Here is a 16,962-nt window from a genome sequence, read left to right on the forward strand (position 1 = left end):
CTCCGGCGATTGGCCGGATTTTCTGCCGCCAATGCAGCCTGATTTTGCGCCGGATAGATCGTTTCATGCACCACGGGCGGACTTCCTCAAAACCAGATACAGGAAGAAGGCACTGCCGAGTACGCCGAGAATAGTACCGACCGGAATTTCATAAGGCGCATTGATGGTGCGGCCGATCATATCGCAGATCAGCACCAGACCCGCGCCGAGCAGCGCAATCCACGGCAGCGAGCGGCGCATACTGTCGCCCATCACCATGCTCACCACATTAGGCACAATCAGACCGAGAAACGGCACAATGCCAACGGTCGTCACCACGCAGGCCGTGACCATAGAGACAATAGTCAGCCCCAAAGTCATCACACGACGATAGTTCAAACCGAGATTGGTGGTAAAAGCCTCGCCCATGCCCGCAACGGTAAAGCGGTCGGCTGCAATATAGGCGGCAATCGTCAGGCCGAAAGACAGCCACAGCAGTTCATAACGTCCGCGCAGTACGGCAGAAAAATCACCGGTCGTCCAAGCGCCCATCGATTGCAGCAGATCAAAACGATAGGCGAAGAATGTGGTGATTGCCGAAATCACACCGCCGAGCATAATGCCCACAAGCGGCACAATCACCGGCGAGCGCAGCGGAATCTGCCGCAAGATCAGCATGAACAGCGCCGTGCCTGCGAGTGCAAAACTGGTCGCCACCAGCATTTTGCCAAAGACCGGCAGACCGGGTGCAAGGATCATCACCGTCAGAATACCGAGTGAGGCGGAATCCACCGTACCTGCCGTTGACGGCTCGACGAAACGGTTACGCGCCAGAATTTGCATAATCGTGCCGGAAACCGCCATGCCTGCACCGGCAAGGATCAGCGCAATGGTGCGCGGAATACGGGTTTCCACCAGCACAAATTGCGCGCGCCGTGCGGTTTCATCTCCGAACAGGCTTTGTAAAGACACGTCGCTCACCCCGATAAACAAGCTTATCAGAGCAAGAAGAACCAGCAGGCATGTCGCAGCAATCAGCTTCACAAGGACAGCAACCGTTTTGAGCGGTTCGCTTTGTAGAAAAAGCGATCAGCGGTGGAAACAACACAAGCATAATAAAAGGCAGCAGTGACAATGCATTGCTGCCTTTTTTACAGTCTTGCAGACAATCCGGATGCTTTAGCCTGAAAGAACCGGCGGGGTAAAGTCAAAACACGACATTTTTACTCCGCTTATCCGTAAAGCCCTCCGGAATCTTATTTCTGAAGGCTTATTTCTTGATACCGGCGATCAGCTGATCAACGATTTTTTCCATCGAAGTCAGGCCGCTGGCATTGAGATACCATGCAGCACCGTCCAGATAGACAACTTGTTTGTTCTTCCAGGCATTGGTCTGGCCAACAACGGCATTGTCGAGGAACTTCTCTGCGGCAACGCCTTCACGGCCGATCGCAGCATCACGGTCGATCACATAGAGCCAGTCAGGGTTCTTTTCGAGGATATATTCAAACGAGATCGGCTGGCCGTGACCACCCGGCTTGATATCATCGGCAGCAGGCTTCACACCGAGATCATCATACAGCACACCAAAGCGCGAACCCGGACCATAGGCGCTGATTTTGCCGCCGGTTGTCAGCACCAGAAGGCCGGTTCCGGACTTTTCTGCAAGTGCCTTTAGCTCATCTTTCTTGGCATTCAGCTTGGTCAGTGCGGCTGAGGCTTCTTTGTCTTTGCCAAAGATATTGGCCAGAGTGCGGACATTGTCTTCCGAGCTTTTCACAAAATTTTTGGCATCGGCAGTCAGGTCGATTGTCGGTGCGATTTTCGCCAGTTCCGCAAATTTGGCAGCAGAACGTCCGCCAACAATAATCAGATCCGGCTGCGCAGCGTTGACAGCTTCATAATCCGGCTCAAACAGCGTGCCGATCTTGATATATTCATCGGCATCATATTTGGTCAGGTAATCCTGCTTTTTAATGGTCGGCACGCCCAGAACCTTGACGCCCAAAGCATCCAGCGTATCGAGAGATGAAAGATCAAAGGTGATAACTTTCTGCGGTACATCCGGCAGCTTTGTTTCGCCCTGCGCATGTTTGACGGTGACTTCACCAGCCAGTGCCGCGCCTGCAAACAAGATTGCACCGGCAGCGATGCTTGCAAAAAGTCCTGTCATCCGTTTCATCTTTTTTCCTCTTCAACAGTTTGATTTATCAAACAAAAATCTTGCGTATTTTCTCTTCTCAGTCGTCAACATGATCATGGCCGCCGATGCGACCCGGACGCCAGTAGCCTTCAGAAGAGATCTGCTCGCGTGTCAGCCCGCGCGACAGCAGATTCTGGCGCTGCTTGCGCACATTGCTGGTTTCACCAATAAGAATTGCCTGCCCGCGACCATGCGGCAGATGATAGCCAGCCACGGCCTGTGCCATGAAATCGCTTGGCCCTGCTTTAATGTCTCCGCGATGCAGCCATGTAATCTGTGTTGCGGTCAGACCTTCGCGAATATCATTCAGTGCAATTTCTGAATCTGTATTATCAACCTCAACCAGCACATGCATCTGCGCTTTGGCAGGCATGGTTTCGAGAATATGGAAAATCGCCGGAAGGCAGCATTCATCACCAGTGATCAGGTGCCAGTCCGCATCTTCGCGAAAAGTCGCGCCACCGCGCGGGCCACGTATACTGATCTTGTCACCAATTTTAGCATCGCGGGCAAATGCAGGGCCCGGTGTGAGATGCGCGTCATCGCCATGCATCAGAAAATCTACGGCCAGCAGACCTTTTTCCGCATCAAGACTACGGATTGTATAGTCGCGGCGACCAAATTCACCGTCACCGGTTGGCAGCATCATCACAATGGCCTGTCCCGCACGATAATTAAATTCGGCAATGTCCGGTGCGGTAAAAGTGACGCGGCGCATGTTGGCCGGAGCATCAGCAACAGCGGTTACGGTCAGTTCCCACTGGCGCAGTTGCGGGCGTCCCACAGGCGGTGCCTGTACTTGCGGGTTTTGATCCGGTGTCATTTGCATATTCACTCCCTGATAGCATCTGTCCGCAATGCGACAGGCACACATCATTTCTGACTGCGCCTTATCGCCTGTGCTTATGCTATAGATAAGTGGATAAAAGAAATCAACTTTGTATTACTGCATACAAAGTTTTACACCGCTATCTCCGCCGGAACCATTCGGGCAAGTGCTGCGAGCAGGTCTGTTTGCGAAATCAGCCCCTGCACATGGTGGTCTGCATCAACAATAATAACCGCATGGGAACGCCCGTTGGTCAGCACCGGCAAAAGGCTCAAAGCCGGATCCTGCGGCTGTGCCAGCGGCGGCGTGGTCATTAATGTGCCAACCGCGCCTTCGCCTTTCAGCAATTCACGCAGCCCCACGGTTCCCAGCAACACATTGTGGTCATCAACCACCGGCAGTGAACGAATATTATGCTTCAGCAGCAATGCACGCGCATGATCATCCGTATCATCGGCTTTGACGGAAACAACATGGCGCGACATGATCGAGCCGCAATCCGGCCCCTGCCTGCCCGTCGCATTATTGCGCATCACTGCCTGCATTTCGATGTGCCGCAGCAAGGCTTCCAGATCTTCGCGGGTGATATCAAAGCTTTCCTGCATCTCAGACAGAGCCGCATCAATATCAGCAGAGGTCGGCCCGCCACGCATTTGTGTCGGCGTATCCTGTGTCTGATGCTGGTTGATCACCGGCGCAACATGCGGATAAGGCCGTCGCAGAGCCTTGTGAAACACTATGCCGAACAGAACCACAAGCGCGGAATCCAGCGCAACCGGAATAAACGGAAACAGAAATCCCGCCTCTGTGACGCTATGCCCGCCGATAACCGCAGTCAGCGCAATCGCACCACCCGGCGGATGCATGGAGCGGGTGACAGACATGGCCAAAACCGACAGGGCAACGGCAAGGCCGGACGCCAGCAGCGGCTCCTTCACCGTATGAAAGACAATAACACCGACAAGCGCAGAAATCGTATTACCGGCGATAATCGCCCAAGGCTGCGCCATCGGACTGGACGGCACAATAAACAGCAAAACAGCAGAGGCACCAACCGGTGCGATCAGAAACACATAATGCGTGGCGTGGTCATAGAGCCATGCGCTGATCAGACCGGTAAAAATAATACTAAGCAGAATACCAAGGCAGCCGATCAGGCGGGAGCGGAATGTTGCACCGGCCAGCAAGGGCGCAAAAAGGCGATCTGCCGTGCGTCTCAGACGACTGCCGTTTTCTTCAGGCGGGATCATTTGATAAAACCGTAATCACATCTTGGGAGCAATGTGATTAACAGCTGCATGCAGATATGAACAGGCTGAAATGGAAATAACTGCTTATGCAATCTCGTTCTGGTCGCTGAAGACGCGGCGAAACTGCGATATTTGGGCAAATGGCGCTGAGCGCACTTTGCCGAATTTGCTGCTGTCCACCACCAGATAAGACTCCATCGCACGGGCAATAGCCATCTGCTTGACCGGAATTTCATGAAAATGCGAGCAGGTCACGCCATGTTCATCATGCACCCCGCCCGCCGAGATAAAGGCTTTATTGATGATGATTTTCTTGAGCGTTTCAATCCCTTCCTCACCAGAGAAAGAGGCTGCGGAGCGATGGAACAAACCACCCAGAACAATCAGGCGTACATCGTCGCGCGTCGCCAGAATCTCGGCCACATTGAGCGAGTAGCAGACAACCGTCACCGATTTGTTCTCCGGTATCAGGCGCGCCAGATGCGGCGTTGTCGTGCCACAATCAATAAAAATCGTGTCATGCTCTTCAATGAAAGTCGCAGCCTCGGCACAAACCCGCGCCTTGGCGCTCGCATGGCTGTCCTTTTCATGGTCAAGGCTGTAGTCGCTGTGGCCGTTATTATCCTGAGAGGAAAAAATATAGCCGCCGAGGCAGTTCAGCCCTTTAATCGCATCGCTCTCCGCCTGCGATAGGTCCCCTCCCGTTACACCACGCTGAGCCATGTCACGGCGGATTGTCATCTCGGACACCCCGAGCTGCGCCGCTGCATCACGCAGACGCATCACGCCCTTGTTCTCCATAAGGGCGGCAAGCTCGGCAAGGCGTTCATCTCTGCGGCTGGTTCTGCTCAACGATTTCCCCCTTTTTGATTCATTTTTATGTGTCACACCTACAAAAAATAGTGTGTTGCGTGAAGCAATACTCTTTGCGGTCTTGACACATTAGATTATTTGGTGAAACGATCCAAACATAATGATCGGATACTAACAAAATAATATCCGTCTTATTGTCTGATAATTTCATGATCCGGGGGTGACGGGAATTATCGGATAACAAGATGTTTAACAGGTAGAGTTTCTCAGGGAGGATCGCGTGAAAAAACTTCTCGCTTCTGTTGCAATTGCAATGTCTGTTGCCATTCCGTCAGCTTTTGCTGATGGCGTGATTGATACATCCAAGGTCAATAAAGACCTCATCACCACGGCCAATGATAAGAAATATACCATTGCAACCGTTGTTAAGGTTGATGGTATTGCCTGGTTCGACCGTATGCGTGACGGTGTGGCACAGTTTAAAGACGAAACCGGCCATGACGTATGGATGGTTGGCCCAAGTCAGGCCGATGCCGCCGCTCAGGTGCAGATCGTTGAAAACCTGATTGCACAGGGCGTTGACGCTATCACCATCGTACCATTCTCGGTTGAAGCGGTTGAGCCGGTTCTGAAAAAAGCCCGTGAACGTGGTATCGTGGTTATCTCCCACGAAGCTTCCAACATCAAGAATGTGGATTTCGACATCGAAGCCTTTGATAATAAGGCTTATGGTGCCAATCTGATGAAGCAGCTTGGTGAATATATGGGCGGTAAAGGCAAATATGTTGCTACCGTTGGCAGCCTCACCTCCAAGTCCCAGATGGACTGGATTGATGGCGCTGTGGAATATCAGAAAGCCAATTTCCCTGAAATGGCACAGGCAACAGAACGTCTGGAAACCTATGACGATGCCAATACCGACTACACCAAGCTGAAAGAAGCAATGACCACCTATCCGGACATTACCGGTATTCTGGGTGCGCCGATGCCGACATCCGCCGGTGCCGGTCGTCTGATCGCTGAAGGCGGCCTGAAAGGCAAAGTCTTCTTCGCAGGAACAGGTCTCCCATCGGTTGCCGGTGAATATCTGAAAAACGACGATATTCAGTATATCCAGTTCTGGGATCCTGCTGTTGCCGGTTATGCCATGAACATGTTGGCTGTTGCTGCTCTGGAAAAGAAAAATGACCAGATCAAAGCCGGTCTGGATCTTGGCCTTGCAGGTTACAACTCTCTGCTCGCACCGGATGCTGCACAGCCGCATCTGCTCTATGGCGCAGGCTGGGTTGGCGTAACCAAAGACAACATGGCTGAATACGACTTTTAATCTGTAACGAGCCGGAGGCGGTAACAATCTTGTTGCCGCCTCTGTTTTTTACCAGAGCGGATGACGCTCCGGTTTCTTTAATGGTCGCATTTCACAGTCACGTTGGTTCAAGCTGACTGTGAAATGCTCCGGCTCTGCGAGAACATTCCGTTCTGTCACAGGCAGGAACACTATGACTGAAAATCTGATAGAACTGCGCAATATCGGCATGCGCTTCGGGGGCGTGAAAGCCCTTGACGATGTGTCGCTGACCATCCGGCGCGGTGAAATCCATTGTCTTGCCGGTGAAAACGGCTCCGGAAAATCAACCATTATTAAGGTTATGTCCGGCGTATACACCCCGCAGGACGGCGAAATTCTGATCGACGGCAAGCCCGTCGGTAAACTCAATCCTGTTAAATCCGTACACCACGGTGTGCAGGTGATTTATCAGGACTTTTCCCTGTTCGGAAATCTGACAGTTGCCGAAAACCTGGCGCTGAACACTTTTCTGATTGAGGACCGCAAGGTGGTCAATTGGAAACAAGTGCGTGAATTGGCGCAGAAGGCACTCGACCGCCTTGATGTGACGATTGATCTCGACGCGACTGTTGATACGCTGCCAACTTCCGGCAAGCAGATTGTTGCCATTGCCCGTGCAGTGATGGCCGATGCGCGCCTCATCATCATGGACGAGCCGACAACCGCGCTGACCCGCCATGAGGTGGATGCACTTTTCAAAATCGTGCGCGATATTCAGGCACAGGGCATTGCCGTGCTGTTTGTCAGCCACAAAATGCGCGAAATGCTGGAAATCAGCGAGCGTCTCACTGTATTCCGCAATGGTAAAAAAGTGGCCGAAGGCCCGATCGCCGAGTTTGATGAACCGGCCATTACCCGTGCGATGACCGGCCTTGATCTGAAGCCGGACAGCTATGTGTGGCAGCCAAAAGACCAGACCGCACAGCCGGTTCTTAAAGTTGAAGACCTGAAGGCCAAGAATTCCGTAACCGGCAATGTGCTGCTCGATGGTGTAAACCTGTCGCTGCATGCCGGTGAGATTGTCGGTATTTCCGGCCTGATCGGCTCCGGCCGTACAGAGCTTGCCTTGTCGCTCTTTGGCATGCTGCCGCAATGCACCGGAAAAATGCAGCTCGAAGGCAAAAGCATTCACCCGAAATCGGTGCGTGAAGCCATTGATCTCGGCATTGCCTATGTGCCGGAAGACCGCCTCACGGAAGGTCTGTTCCTCACCCAGTCGATTGAGCGCAATATTATTGTGACCTCGCTGGATAAGATGGTGAGCGGCCTCTTCATCAACCGTAAAAAGGTTGATCAGGTCACCAAGCAAATGTTTGACGCCATGCAGATCGCAGCGCCCGGCCCCCATACGCCGGTCAATCATCTGTCGGGCGGCAATGCGCAGCGCGTCGTGCTTGCCCGCTGGCTTTTGACCGGTGCAAAAGTGCTGATCCTCAACGGCCCAACGGTTGGTGTGGACGTAGGCTCCAAGGCGCAGATTCACGGGATTATCCGCAAGCTCGCGACCGATAACGGCCTTGCTGTGCTGATGATCTCCGATGATGTGCCGGAACTGGTGCAGAATTGTAATCGTGTTGTCGTGATGCATCGGGGCAAGCTGGTGGATGAATTGTCCGGCAGCACCATGACTGAAGATGCCGTCAATGACCGGCTGAAGACATTGAATTGAGGAACCGGTCATGAAGTTCTATCAAACAACAGAATTTATCATCGCCTGCGTTCTTCTGCTGGCCATGATCACCATCGGCTTTATCAATCCGGCCTTCTGGTCGCTGGATAATATGTTCGGCCTGCTGCGCTCCAATGTCGTGATCGGCATCATGGCGCTCGGCGTGTTGCTGGTGATGATCTCCGGCGGGATTGACGTGTCTTTCACCGCTTTTGCGATTGCGGCGATGTATCTGACCGTCAAAGCTATGGTCGCCATCGGCTATGATGGTGTGGTTATTCCGTTTATCGCGGCAACGCTGATCGGTCTGGCGCTCGGCGCTTTCAACGCGGCAATTATTTACAAGTTCCGCATGATCCCGCTGATCGTGACACTCGGCACCGGTTCTATTGTCCGTGGTCTGGTGCTTGGTCTGGTCGGCACCAGTATCGTCAACATCAACAAGATGCCGAAAGAACTGATCGAATTCGGCAAGACCGATGTCGTTTCCATGACCTCGGCCACCGGTACAAATTTCGGCCTCACGGCAATGGTGCTGGTCTATCTCGGCATCGCGCTGCTCATTCATCTGATGCTGAAATATACCATGATCGGCCGCTCAATTTATGCCTATGGCGGTTCACCGGAAGCGGCAAAACGCGTTGGTTTCAGCACCGCTAAAACCATTTTCGTGGTCTATTGTGTGGCTGGTGCGCTGGCCGGTTTTGCAGGTCTGCTGCATTCCTCGATGATCTGGCTTGCCAATCCGCGTGACTTTACCGGCCTTGAGCTGGAAGTGATTGCTGCGGTTGTACTTGGCGGCGCTTCGATTTTTGGTGGTCGCGGCTCGGTGCTTGGCACATTGCTCGGTGTTTTCATGCTGGTGATGGTCAAAAACTCGCTGATCATCATGAAAGTCGACACCACATGGCAGAAAGTTGTCGTTGGTCTCATCATTATCATCGCCACAGCAACGACAGCCTGGCGTGACCGGAAAAATCTGGTTTGAGCGGCGGGGATAAAAACATGAAAAAAGATATCGATACGCGCCGCTTTCTAAGCCCAGCCAATATGGATCGCAATATCCTGCAGCTGGTGATTATCACTGTGCTGGTTTTTGCAGCTATGAGCTGGCTCAATCCGGATAAGTTCCTGCGCTATTACAATTTTGAATCGATCAGCTACATCATGCCGGAACTCGGCATTCTGTCGATTGCCATGATGATCGCAATGCTGACCGGCGGTATTGACCTGTCCGTTGTCGGCATTGCCAATCTCTCCGGCATTCTCGCCGGTGTCTATTTTCACTCAACGATGGTGCAGGCCGCCCAAAATTCCGACAGCAATATGCTGCTCTATACGGTGATCGGCGTCGTGCTGGCCTTGCTGGTGGGGCTGGTGGCAGGGCTGGTCAACGGCATATTGATTGCCAAATTGCGCATCACGCCTATTCTGGCCACGCTTGGCACCGGTCAGGTGTTTATGGGGCTAGCACTGGTACTCACCGGCGGCCCTGCGATTGTCGGCTTTCCTGATGCATGGAACATGATTGGCAACGGCAAAATCTTCGGTGTTGCCACCCCGTTCATCATCTTTGTCGGCGTTTCCGGCCTTGTAGCCCTGCTGCTCAGCCGCACCACTCTCGGCCTCAATCTGATGCTGATTGGTACCAATCCGAAAGCGGCCGTATTTGCAGGTCTGAAAAAAGACCGCATGATCCTCTATTCCTACATGCTCACAGGTATGCTCGCCTCGCTGGCCGGTATCATCCTGTCCGGCCGTACCAATGCTGCCAAATCCGATTATGGCGCATCTTATCTGCTACAGGCAGTGCTGATAGCCGTGCTCGGCGGCACCAATCCTGCCGGTGGTAAAGGGCGTGTACTGGGTGTGGGTATTGCGCTTGTGGCGCTGATGCTGCTGTCATCCGGTTTCCAGATGCTGCGTTTCTCCAATCACCTGATTGATTTCATCTGGGGCGCGTTCCTCATTCTGGTGATTGCAATCAATGCATTCCGCAATTCAGACAGGTAGAGCCATGCAGGAACTTTCCATTCATCTGCGCCGTCAGGATTTCACCGACAGACCGCATGAAATTGCGTCTTCGGAAGACCTGACTGTCACAGCATTCCGCTATGCCACCGGCGTTGAAGCGCTGATGATTGAAAATCAGCGCGGCCATCTGATCGTTCTGCCCTATATGGGACAGATGGTCTGGGGTGCGGAGTTTGACGGCATCGACCTGACGATGGGCAACAGCTTTGCTATGCCGCGTCCGGCTGCAACCATTGCCGAAACCTATGGCTGCTTTGCCTTCCATTCCGGTATGCTGCGCAATGGCGTGCCTTCTGCACAGGACACCCATGCGGCGCATGGTGAAATGCCTTGTGCCAAAATGGACATTGCCGGTCTTATCTTCGGTGAAGACGATCAGGGTGCCTATGTCGAAGTGACCGGCGAATATGAATATGTGATGGGTTTCGGCGCGCATTATCTGGCACGGCCGAGCGTGCGCCTCTATGCGGATGACACGTTGTTCGACATCGAAATGGACGTGGAGAACCTCTCCTACGCCCCGATGGAACTGATGTATATGTGCCATGTCAACTTCGCCTATGACGAAGATGCCCGCATCATTCAGCCAACATCCTTCTCATCGGAAGACACCAAAGTGCGCACTGCCGTACCTGCGCATGTGACACCAAATCCTGACTATCTCGCGCTGATTGACGAGCTGGCGAAAGACCCGTCCGTGATGGAAGTGCTGGACGATCCTGATCGTTATGATCCTGAGCAGGTTTTCTATCTGCGCAACCTGAAGCAGGATGAAAACGGCATTGTTCATCAGATGATGAAGCTGGAACAGGGCGAGGCTTTTGCCATCTCCTATCCTGCCGAAGATTTCCCGAAATGTGTGCGTTGGGTGCTGGTCAACGGCGATGCGCAGGTTGCTGCTTTTGCTCTGCCTGCCACCTGCGAACCGGAAGGTTATCTGGCAGAAAAAGCCAAAGGCAATGTGCGCCTGCTGGCACCGGGTGAGCGCGCGCGCTTCCCTGTGCGTCTCGGCTATCTGGCACCTGCCGAGGCTGATGAATTTGAGCAGATGATTACTGCGCTTTAAGGCACTGATCCGGAGCGGTTGATAATGTTCCGAATAAGATTAAGTGCGAAAACAAAGAGATAGAGTAGTTCTGATGTCGAAAAAAATCGCTGTTGTCGGTTCCAATATGGTCGATCTGGTTACCTATATGGATCGTATGCCGGTCTTGGGCGAAACGCTGGAAGCGCCTTTGTTTGATATGGGCTGCGGTGGCAAAGGTGCCAATCAGGCATTTGCTGCGGCACGTCTTGGTGCCGATGTGATGATGGTGACCAAAGTCGGCGATGATATCTTCGGTGACAACACCATTTTCAACCTGAAAAAAGCCGGCATCGACACAAAGCATGTTGGCGTCATCAAAGGCAAATCCAGCGGTGTCGCCCCGATTTTTGTCGATAAAAGCGGTGAAAACTCCATTCTCATTGTTAAAGGCGCCAATGCCGATCTGCTCCCACAGGATGTGGATGATGCAGCGGAAGATCTGAAACAATGCGGCCTGATCCTGATGCAGATGGAAGTGCCGGTCGAGACTGTCTACCACACCATCGCTTTTGCAGCGGCCAACGGCATTGAAACCATTCTCAATCCGGCACCTGCTGCGGCTGATCTTGATCCTGAGCGCATCCGTCAGGTGTCGTTCCTCGTGCCGAATGAAACCGAACTGGCGCTGCTTTCCGGCATGCCGACATCGACGGATGATGAAACCATTGCCGCTGCCCGCTCGCTGATTGCCAAAGGCATCCGCACTGTCATCGTGACGCTCGGCGGCCGCGGCGCGCGTCTAGTGACGGCTGATGATGTGATCAATATCACACCGGTCAAAGTCACTCCTAAAGATACAACCGGCGCAGGCGATGCCTTTATCGGCTCTTTCGCACGGTTCTATGCCGAGCATGGCGATGTGGTGGCAGCGCTCAAAAGCGCAAGCCTCTATGCCGCCGACAGCATCACCAAGACAGGCACGCAGAAATCCTATGCGTCTCTCGAAGAGTTTGCAGAGTTCTGCAAAAGCCATAGCTGAAACTAAACATGCTGCGCCAAACGCCTGATAACAGGCAGTACAGCGCGTTGATTTAACCGGTGCAATCACCGGAACTGACAGCTTTCCGGTTTTACCCCCGTAGCCGGAAACCTGTCAGGGCAGCTTGCTTCCACCCAGAACTGGCCTCTGATTGCACCCCAATTTTACGGATATACGATGAGCACTTCTCATGCACGTAACACCGGAACCCCGCTGAAAACCGAATGGTTTGACGATATCAACGTCAACCGCTCGGCTCTTGAGCGCCGTGCCGCAACCATTCCTGCCCGCCGCTCGGTGAAAAAGGAATATCAGGCTGCCTGGCTGGTACGCGCCATCCAGTGCATTGACCTGACAACCCTGGCCGGTGACGACACTGCCGGTCGTGTTCGCCGCCTTTGCGCCAAAGCCAAAAACCCGATCCGTGCTGATATTCTGGAAGGTCTTGGCCTCGCTGATGCCAATATCACCACCGGTGCGGTCTGCGTTTATCCGACAATGGTTCCCCATGCGGTTAAAGCGCTGGAAGGCACTAATATCCCCGTTGCTTCCGTTGCCACCGGCTTCCCTGCCGGTCTTATCCCGCTGCCGTTGCGTCTCGCTGAAATCCGCTATGCGGTTGAAGAAGGCGCGAAGGAAATCGATATCGTCATCACCCGCGAGCATGTTCTGACCCAGAACTGGCAGGCGCTTTATGATGAAATGGCTGCGATGCGTGAAGCCTGCGGCGAAGCCCATATGAAAGCCATTCTTGCAACCGGCGATCTGCAGACACTGACCAATGTCTATAAGGCATCGATGGTTGCAATGCAGGCCGGTTCCGACTTCATCAAAACCTCAACGGGCAAAGAAGAAGTCAACGCGACCCTGCCCGTCAGCCTGACTATGGTGCGTGCGCTGCGCGATTACGGCGAGCTCACAGGTCAGATTATCGGCTTCAAGCCTGCCGGTGGCCTGCGTACCGCCAAGGAAGCTCTCGTCTGGTTGTCGATGATGAAGGAAGAGCTGGGACATGACTGGCTGCAGCCGGATCTGTTCCGCATCGGCGCATCCTCATTGCTCGGCGATATTGAACGTCAGCTCGAACATTATGTGACCGGCCGTTATGCCGACCTCTCCCGTCACGCTGCGGCATAAGGAATTACGACAATGGCACAGATCAAGGATATTCTGAACACAATGGAATATGGTCCGTCTCCCGAAGCCAATAGCGATGTTGTTGCATGGCTGAAAAATCATTCCGCGCCATTTGGTCATTTCATCAATGGCCGGTATACCGATGCAGGCAATGCGCAAATTATTGATGTCATCAATCCGGCAACGGAGCAGCGCTTGGCAGGCATTGCCAAGGGCACTGCGGAAGACGTTGATACAGCTGTCAAAGCCGCGCGCGCAGCGTTTGGCAAATGGTCAAAACTCTCCGGTCATGAGCGCGCCAAATATCTCTACGCGATTGCCCGTCATCTGCAGAAGCGTGAGCGCTTCTTTTCCGTGCTGGAAAGCATGGATAACGGCAAACCGATCCGCGAAAGCCGCGATATTGATGTGCCTCTTGCTGTTCGTCATTTCTATCATCACGCCGGTTGGGCTGAGATGGTGGAAGACGAGTTCCGTGGCTTCTCCCCTGTCGGCGTCTGCGGTCAGGTGATCCCGTGGAACTTCCCGCTTTTGATGCTGGCATGGAAAATCGCCCCTGCTCTGGCTGCCGGTAATACGGTTGTGCTGAAGCCTGCCGATCTGACCCCGCTGACAGCGATTGCCTTTGCGGAAATCTGCCATGAAATTGGTCTGCCTGCCGGTGTGGTCAATATCGTACAGGGCGACGGTGAAACCGGCGCGCTGATCTGCGACCATGACGATGTTAACAAGGTTGCCTTTACCGGCTCGACCAATGTCGGCCGTGTCATCCGCGAGCAGATTGCCGGTTCCGGCAAAAAGCTGTCGCTGGAACTCGGCGGCAAGTCACCGTTCATCGTTTTCGAAGATGCCGATCTCGACAGCGCGGTTGAAGGCGTGGTTGATGCGATCTGGTTCAATCAGGGCGAAGTTTGCTGTGCAGGTTCCCGCCTTCTGGTACAGGAAGGCATTGCCGAGCGGTTTTATGCCAAACTGCGCAAGCGTCTTGAAACAATCCGCGTTGGTGATCCGTTGGATAAATCCACTGATGTCGGTGCAATCGTCTCCCCGTTGCAGGTGAAGCGTATTTCCGCACTGATTGCCAAAGGCGTGGAAGAAGGCGGCGCGCTGTGGCAGACACCAAATGCCCTGCCAGCCAAAGGCAGCTTCATCGCTCCGGGCTTCTTCACAGAAGTTGATCAGGCTTCGACCGTTTGTCAGGTTGAAATCTTCGGCCCGATTGCAGCCGCAACAACCTTCCGTACTCCGGCGGAAGCCATTGCGCTGGCCAACAACACCTCTTACGGACTGGCCGCTTCGATCTGGTCGGAAAATATCAATACCGCTCTGGATATTGCAGCCTCCGTTAAAGCCGGTGTTGTCTGGATCAACTGCACCAATATGCTTGATGCCGGTGCCGGTTTCGGCGGTTATCGCGAAAGCGGTTTCGGTCGTGAAGGCGGGCGCGAAGGGCTCTATGAATATCTGGTCAGCGACTGGGAAAAAGCCCTGCCGCTCATCAAAGAAACCGATGCATCATCTTTCTCCGCTCTGCCTGTCGCCGGTGAAAAAGTGGCTGCCGGTTCCATCGACCGCACGATGAAAAACTATGTCGGCGGCAAGCAGGCGCGTCCAGATGGCGGCGCAAGCTATGCGGTTTACGGCAAAGGCAATGTTGTCATCGGCGAAGCACCGCTCAGCAGCCGCAAAGATATCCGTAATGCCGTGGAAGCAGCAGCCAAAGCCGGATCATGGGGCGGTGCAACCACCCATAACCGTGCGCAGGTTCTGTATTATTTGGGTGAAAATCTCGAGCAGCGCCGTGCTGAATTCATTGAATTGCTCACCGCCAGCACCGGTGTTTCCGAGAAAAAGGCAGAAGAAGAATTCGACGCTTCGATCCGTCGTATTTTCTATTACGCCGCACAAGCCGACAAGTTTGACGGAGCCGTTCACTCCACCAAATCGCGTCATGTCACATTGGCGATGAATGAGCCTTGGGGCGTAACCGGTATTGTCTGTCCGGATGAATTGCCGCTGCTCTCCATGATCTCGCTGATCCTGCCAGCGATTGCTATGGGCAACCGCGCTGTGGTTGTGCCGTCCGGTCGTCATCCGCTGATCGCCGGTGCTTTCTATCAGGTTCTGGATACATCAGACGTACCCGCCGGTGTGGTCAATCTCGTCACCGGTGAACGGGATGTGCTGGCCAAAACTCTGGCAGAGCATGATTCAGTCTCAAGCCTCTGGTATGTCGGCACGCAGGCAGGTAGCGCTTTGGTCGAGAAAGCCTCAACCGGCAATCTCAAAGCCACATGGGTGAACAATGGCCGTCAGCGCAACTGGCTGGATACAGCACAGGGTCAAGGACGAGACTATCTGCGCCGTGCCGTGCAGGTGAAGAATATCTGGGTGCCATACGGCGCTTAATTTGAAAACAAAAGCCGCCATCTGATGTCAGATGGCGGCTTTTTTTATACGTCTGTTATTGTGCCTCAACTGGCCTTGCCTGAACTGAGCCGTTTGCGGCGCAATTCGCCCGGTGTCACCATCCGGCATTTTTTCAGTGCCGTTGTCATATGACTCTGGCTGGAAAAACCCGCCCTGTCCGCAATTTCAGCCAAACAAATATCCGTGCCAACCAGCATCTCCTCAGCTGCATTCAACCGCAGCATGAGCAGGAACTGGTGCGGTGTCTGGCCAAAACTCTCGCGGAATGATGTCAGAAAATGCCCGCCGGACACGCCCAATACATCCGCCATTTTTGCAATTGATAATTTGCGCATATAGTTTTCGCGCAAATAAGCTTCAATACGCCGTGATGCCTGATAGGACAGCCCGCCGCTCTCCTGCCGTCCGCTTCCTGCCCTCAGGAAAGAATGGTTCTGCACCAGTTGCACCATCAGAACAGAAAGCAAAGCTTTGATATATCCCGCACTGACCGGTGCATTTTTTAACAATTCTGCACGAAACAGATTGGCAATCAGCAGCGCTTTCGGATTTGGCAGTCTTGTCGGATGGGGAAACAATTCTTTGAGGGACAAACCGCCGGTTATGTCCTGCAAATTGCCCAGCAGATCGTTATCCAGCGCAATCTGGATATAGTCCGTTTCAATCGGCCAGCTCATAACATAGTCCGCGCCTTGCGGAATAATCAGCACCGAACCGGCAGGTGCATCAAAACTTTCCCCGAATTTACCCTGTAAAGACCAGTGCAGATCTTTCATAGCAGCAAGGGTAATTATCACAACATAATGATCATGATTATAGATGAATTTTCCGCTGTGGCTGACGATATAGGCAATCTGATTGTTATAATGAACCAGATTTTTAAATGTATCCGAAATAGTATTATTTAAATCTGCCCCAGTTTCACGAAACAATGTTCCCCGTACTTCAGCCGGTATATCCGTTGAACTGTCTGTAAATAAAGCGTTCATTTCTCACCCCAATAAATTAAACATTATTTACTCATCCGTTATGGAATTTTACGCTAGGGCTGCCGGCCCCCTCCTTGGCCATAGGCCATTCGAAAAGGTTCAGCTCAGCAGCACGACTCTGTACGCAACGCGAATTTTCTGCTTGATTGTGCAATTAACAAAATATCTACCATAGGTTGTAATTATCAGGCAATTAAAAAATTAACGCGGACAGA

Annotated in this window: 14 protein-coding genes; 8 read left to right on the plus strand and 6 right to left on the minus strand. The window is 53.1% G+C overall.

Annotation, left to right across the window (positions count from 1 at the left end; all coding sequences use genetic code 11):
* Positions 1–63: 63 nt before the first annotated feature.
* The 5 genes from P8H26_RS14605 to P8H26_RS14625 all read right to left on the minus strand — a co-directional run bounded on the left by P8H26_RS14605 (position 64) and on the right by P8H26_RS14625 (position 5,113).
* Positions 64–1,023: an ABC transporter permease gene (locus tag P8H26_RS14605; protein WP_289633881.1), complete on the minus strand. Its 960-nt coding sequence runs from the start codon at positions 1,021–1,023 to the stop codon at positions 64–66.
* Positions 1,024–1,249: 226 nt separating this feature from the next.
* Positions 1,250–2,152: a siderophore ABC transporter substrate-binding protein gene (locus P8H26_RS14610; RefSeq protein WP_289633939.1), complete on the minus strand. Its 903-nt coding sequence runs from the start codon at positions 2,150–2,152 to the stop codon at positions 1,250–1,252.
* 67 nt (positions 2,153–2,219) lie between these two features.
* Positions 2,220–3,011 carry a siderophore-interacting protein gene (locus P8H26_RS14615; RefSeq protein WP_289633883.1) on the minus strand — a complete coding sequence of 264 codons (792 nt, stop codon included), beginning with the start codon at positions 3,009–3,011 and terminating at the stop codon, positions 2,220–2,222.
* 131 nt (positions 3,012–3,142) lie between these two features.
* The gene (locus P8H26_RS14620) at positions 3,143–4,261 is read right to left on the minus strand and encodes an HPP family protein (RefSeq protein WP_289633884.1); all 1,119 of its coding nucleotides are present in this window, start codon (positions 4,259–4,261) and stop codon (positions 3,143–3,145) included.
* Positions 4,262–4,345: 84 nt separating this feature from the next.
* Positions 4,346–5,113 carry a DeoR/GlpR family DNA-binding transcription regulator gene (locus P8H26_RS14625; RefSeq protein WP_289633885.1) on the minus strand — a complete coding sequence of 256 codons (768 nt, stop codon included), beginning with the start codon at positions 5,111–5,113 and terminating at the stop codon, positions 4,346–4,348.
* Positions 5,114–5,354: 241 nt separating this feature from the next.
* Here P8H26_RS14625 and P8H26_RS14630 point away from each other — a divergent pair, with 241 nt between their 5' ends.
* The 8 genes from P8H26_RS14630 to P8H26_RS14665 all read left to right on the plus strand — a co-directional run bounded on the left by P8H26_RS14630 (position 5,355) and on the right by P8H26_RS14665 (position 15,737).
* Positions 5,355–6,401, plus strand: coding sequence for an autoinducer 2 ABC transporter substrate-binding protein (locus tag P8H26_RS14630; RefSeq protein WP_289633886.1), 1,047 nt, complete (start codon positions 5,355–5,357; stop codon positions 6,399–6,401).
* A gap of 172 nt (positions 6,402–6,573) precedes the next feature.
* The gene (locus P8H26_RS14635) at positions 6,574–8,091 is read left to right on the plus strand and encodes a sugar ABC transporter ATP-binding protein (RefSeq protein WP_289633887.1); all 1,518 of its coding nucleotides are present in this window, start codon (positions 6,574–6,576) and stop codon (positions 8,089–8,091) included.
* A 10-nt stretch (positions 8,092–8,101) separates the two neighbouring features.
* Positions 8,102–9,079, plus strand: coding sequence for an ABC transporter permease (locus tag P8H26_RS14640; protein ID WP_289633888.1), 978 nt, complete (start codon positions 8,102–8,104; stop codon positions 9,077–9,079).
* 17 nt (positions 9,080–9,096) lie between these two features.
* A complete protein-coding gene (locus P8H26_RS14645) occupies positions 9,097–10,104 on the plus strand; it encodes an ABC transporter permease (RefSeq protein WP_289633889.1) in 1,008 nt (335 codons plus the stop codon).
* Positions 10,105–10,108: 4 nt separating this feature from the next.
* Positions 10,109–11,191: an aldose 1-epimerase family protein gene (locus P8H26_RS14650; protein ID WP_289633890.1), complete on the plus strand. Its 1,083-nt coding sequence runs from the start codon at positions 10,109–10,111 to the stop codon at positions 11,189–11,191.
* 73 nt (positions 11,192–11,264) lie between these two features.
* Entirely contained in the window at positions 11,265–12,191 is a 927-nt protein-coding gene (gene rbsK, locus P8H26_RS14655) for a ribokinase (RefSeq protein ID WP_289633891.1), read from the plus strand.
* A gap of 177 nt (positions 12,192–12,368) precedes the next feature.
* The gene (deoC, locus tag P8H26_RS14660) at positions 12,369–13,328 is read left to right on the plus strand and encodes a deoxyribose-phosphate aldolase (protein ID WP_022709622.1); all 960 of its coding nucleotides are present in this window, start codon (positions 12,369–12,371) and stop codon (positions 13,326–13,328) included.
* A gap of 12 nt (positions 13,329–13,340) precedes the next feature.
* Positions 13,341–15,737, plus strand: coding sequence for an aldehyde dehydrogenase family protein (locus tag P8H26_RS14665; protein ID WP_289633892.1), 2,397 nt, complete (start codon positions 13,341–13,343; stop codon positions 15,735–15,737).
* A 65-nt stretch (positions 15,738–15,802) separates the two neighbouring features.
* On the opposite strand, the gene P8H26_RS14670 is transcribed toward P8H26_RS14665, so the two are convergent.
* Positions 15,803–16,747 carry an AraC family transcriptional regulator gene (locus P8H26_RS14670; RefSeq protein WP_289633893.1) on the minus strand — a complete coding sequence of 315 codons (945 nt, stop codon included), beginning with the start codon at positions 16,745–16,747 and terminating at the stop codon, positions 15,803–15,805.
* Positions 16,748–16,962 lie beyond the last annotated feature (215 nt).

Source organism: Pseudochrobactrum sp. sp1633, from assembly GCF_030376605.1.
GTDB lineage: Bacteria > Pseudomonadota > Alphaproteobacteria > Rhizobiales > Rhizobiaceae > Pseudochrobactrum.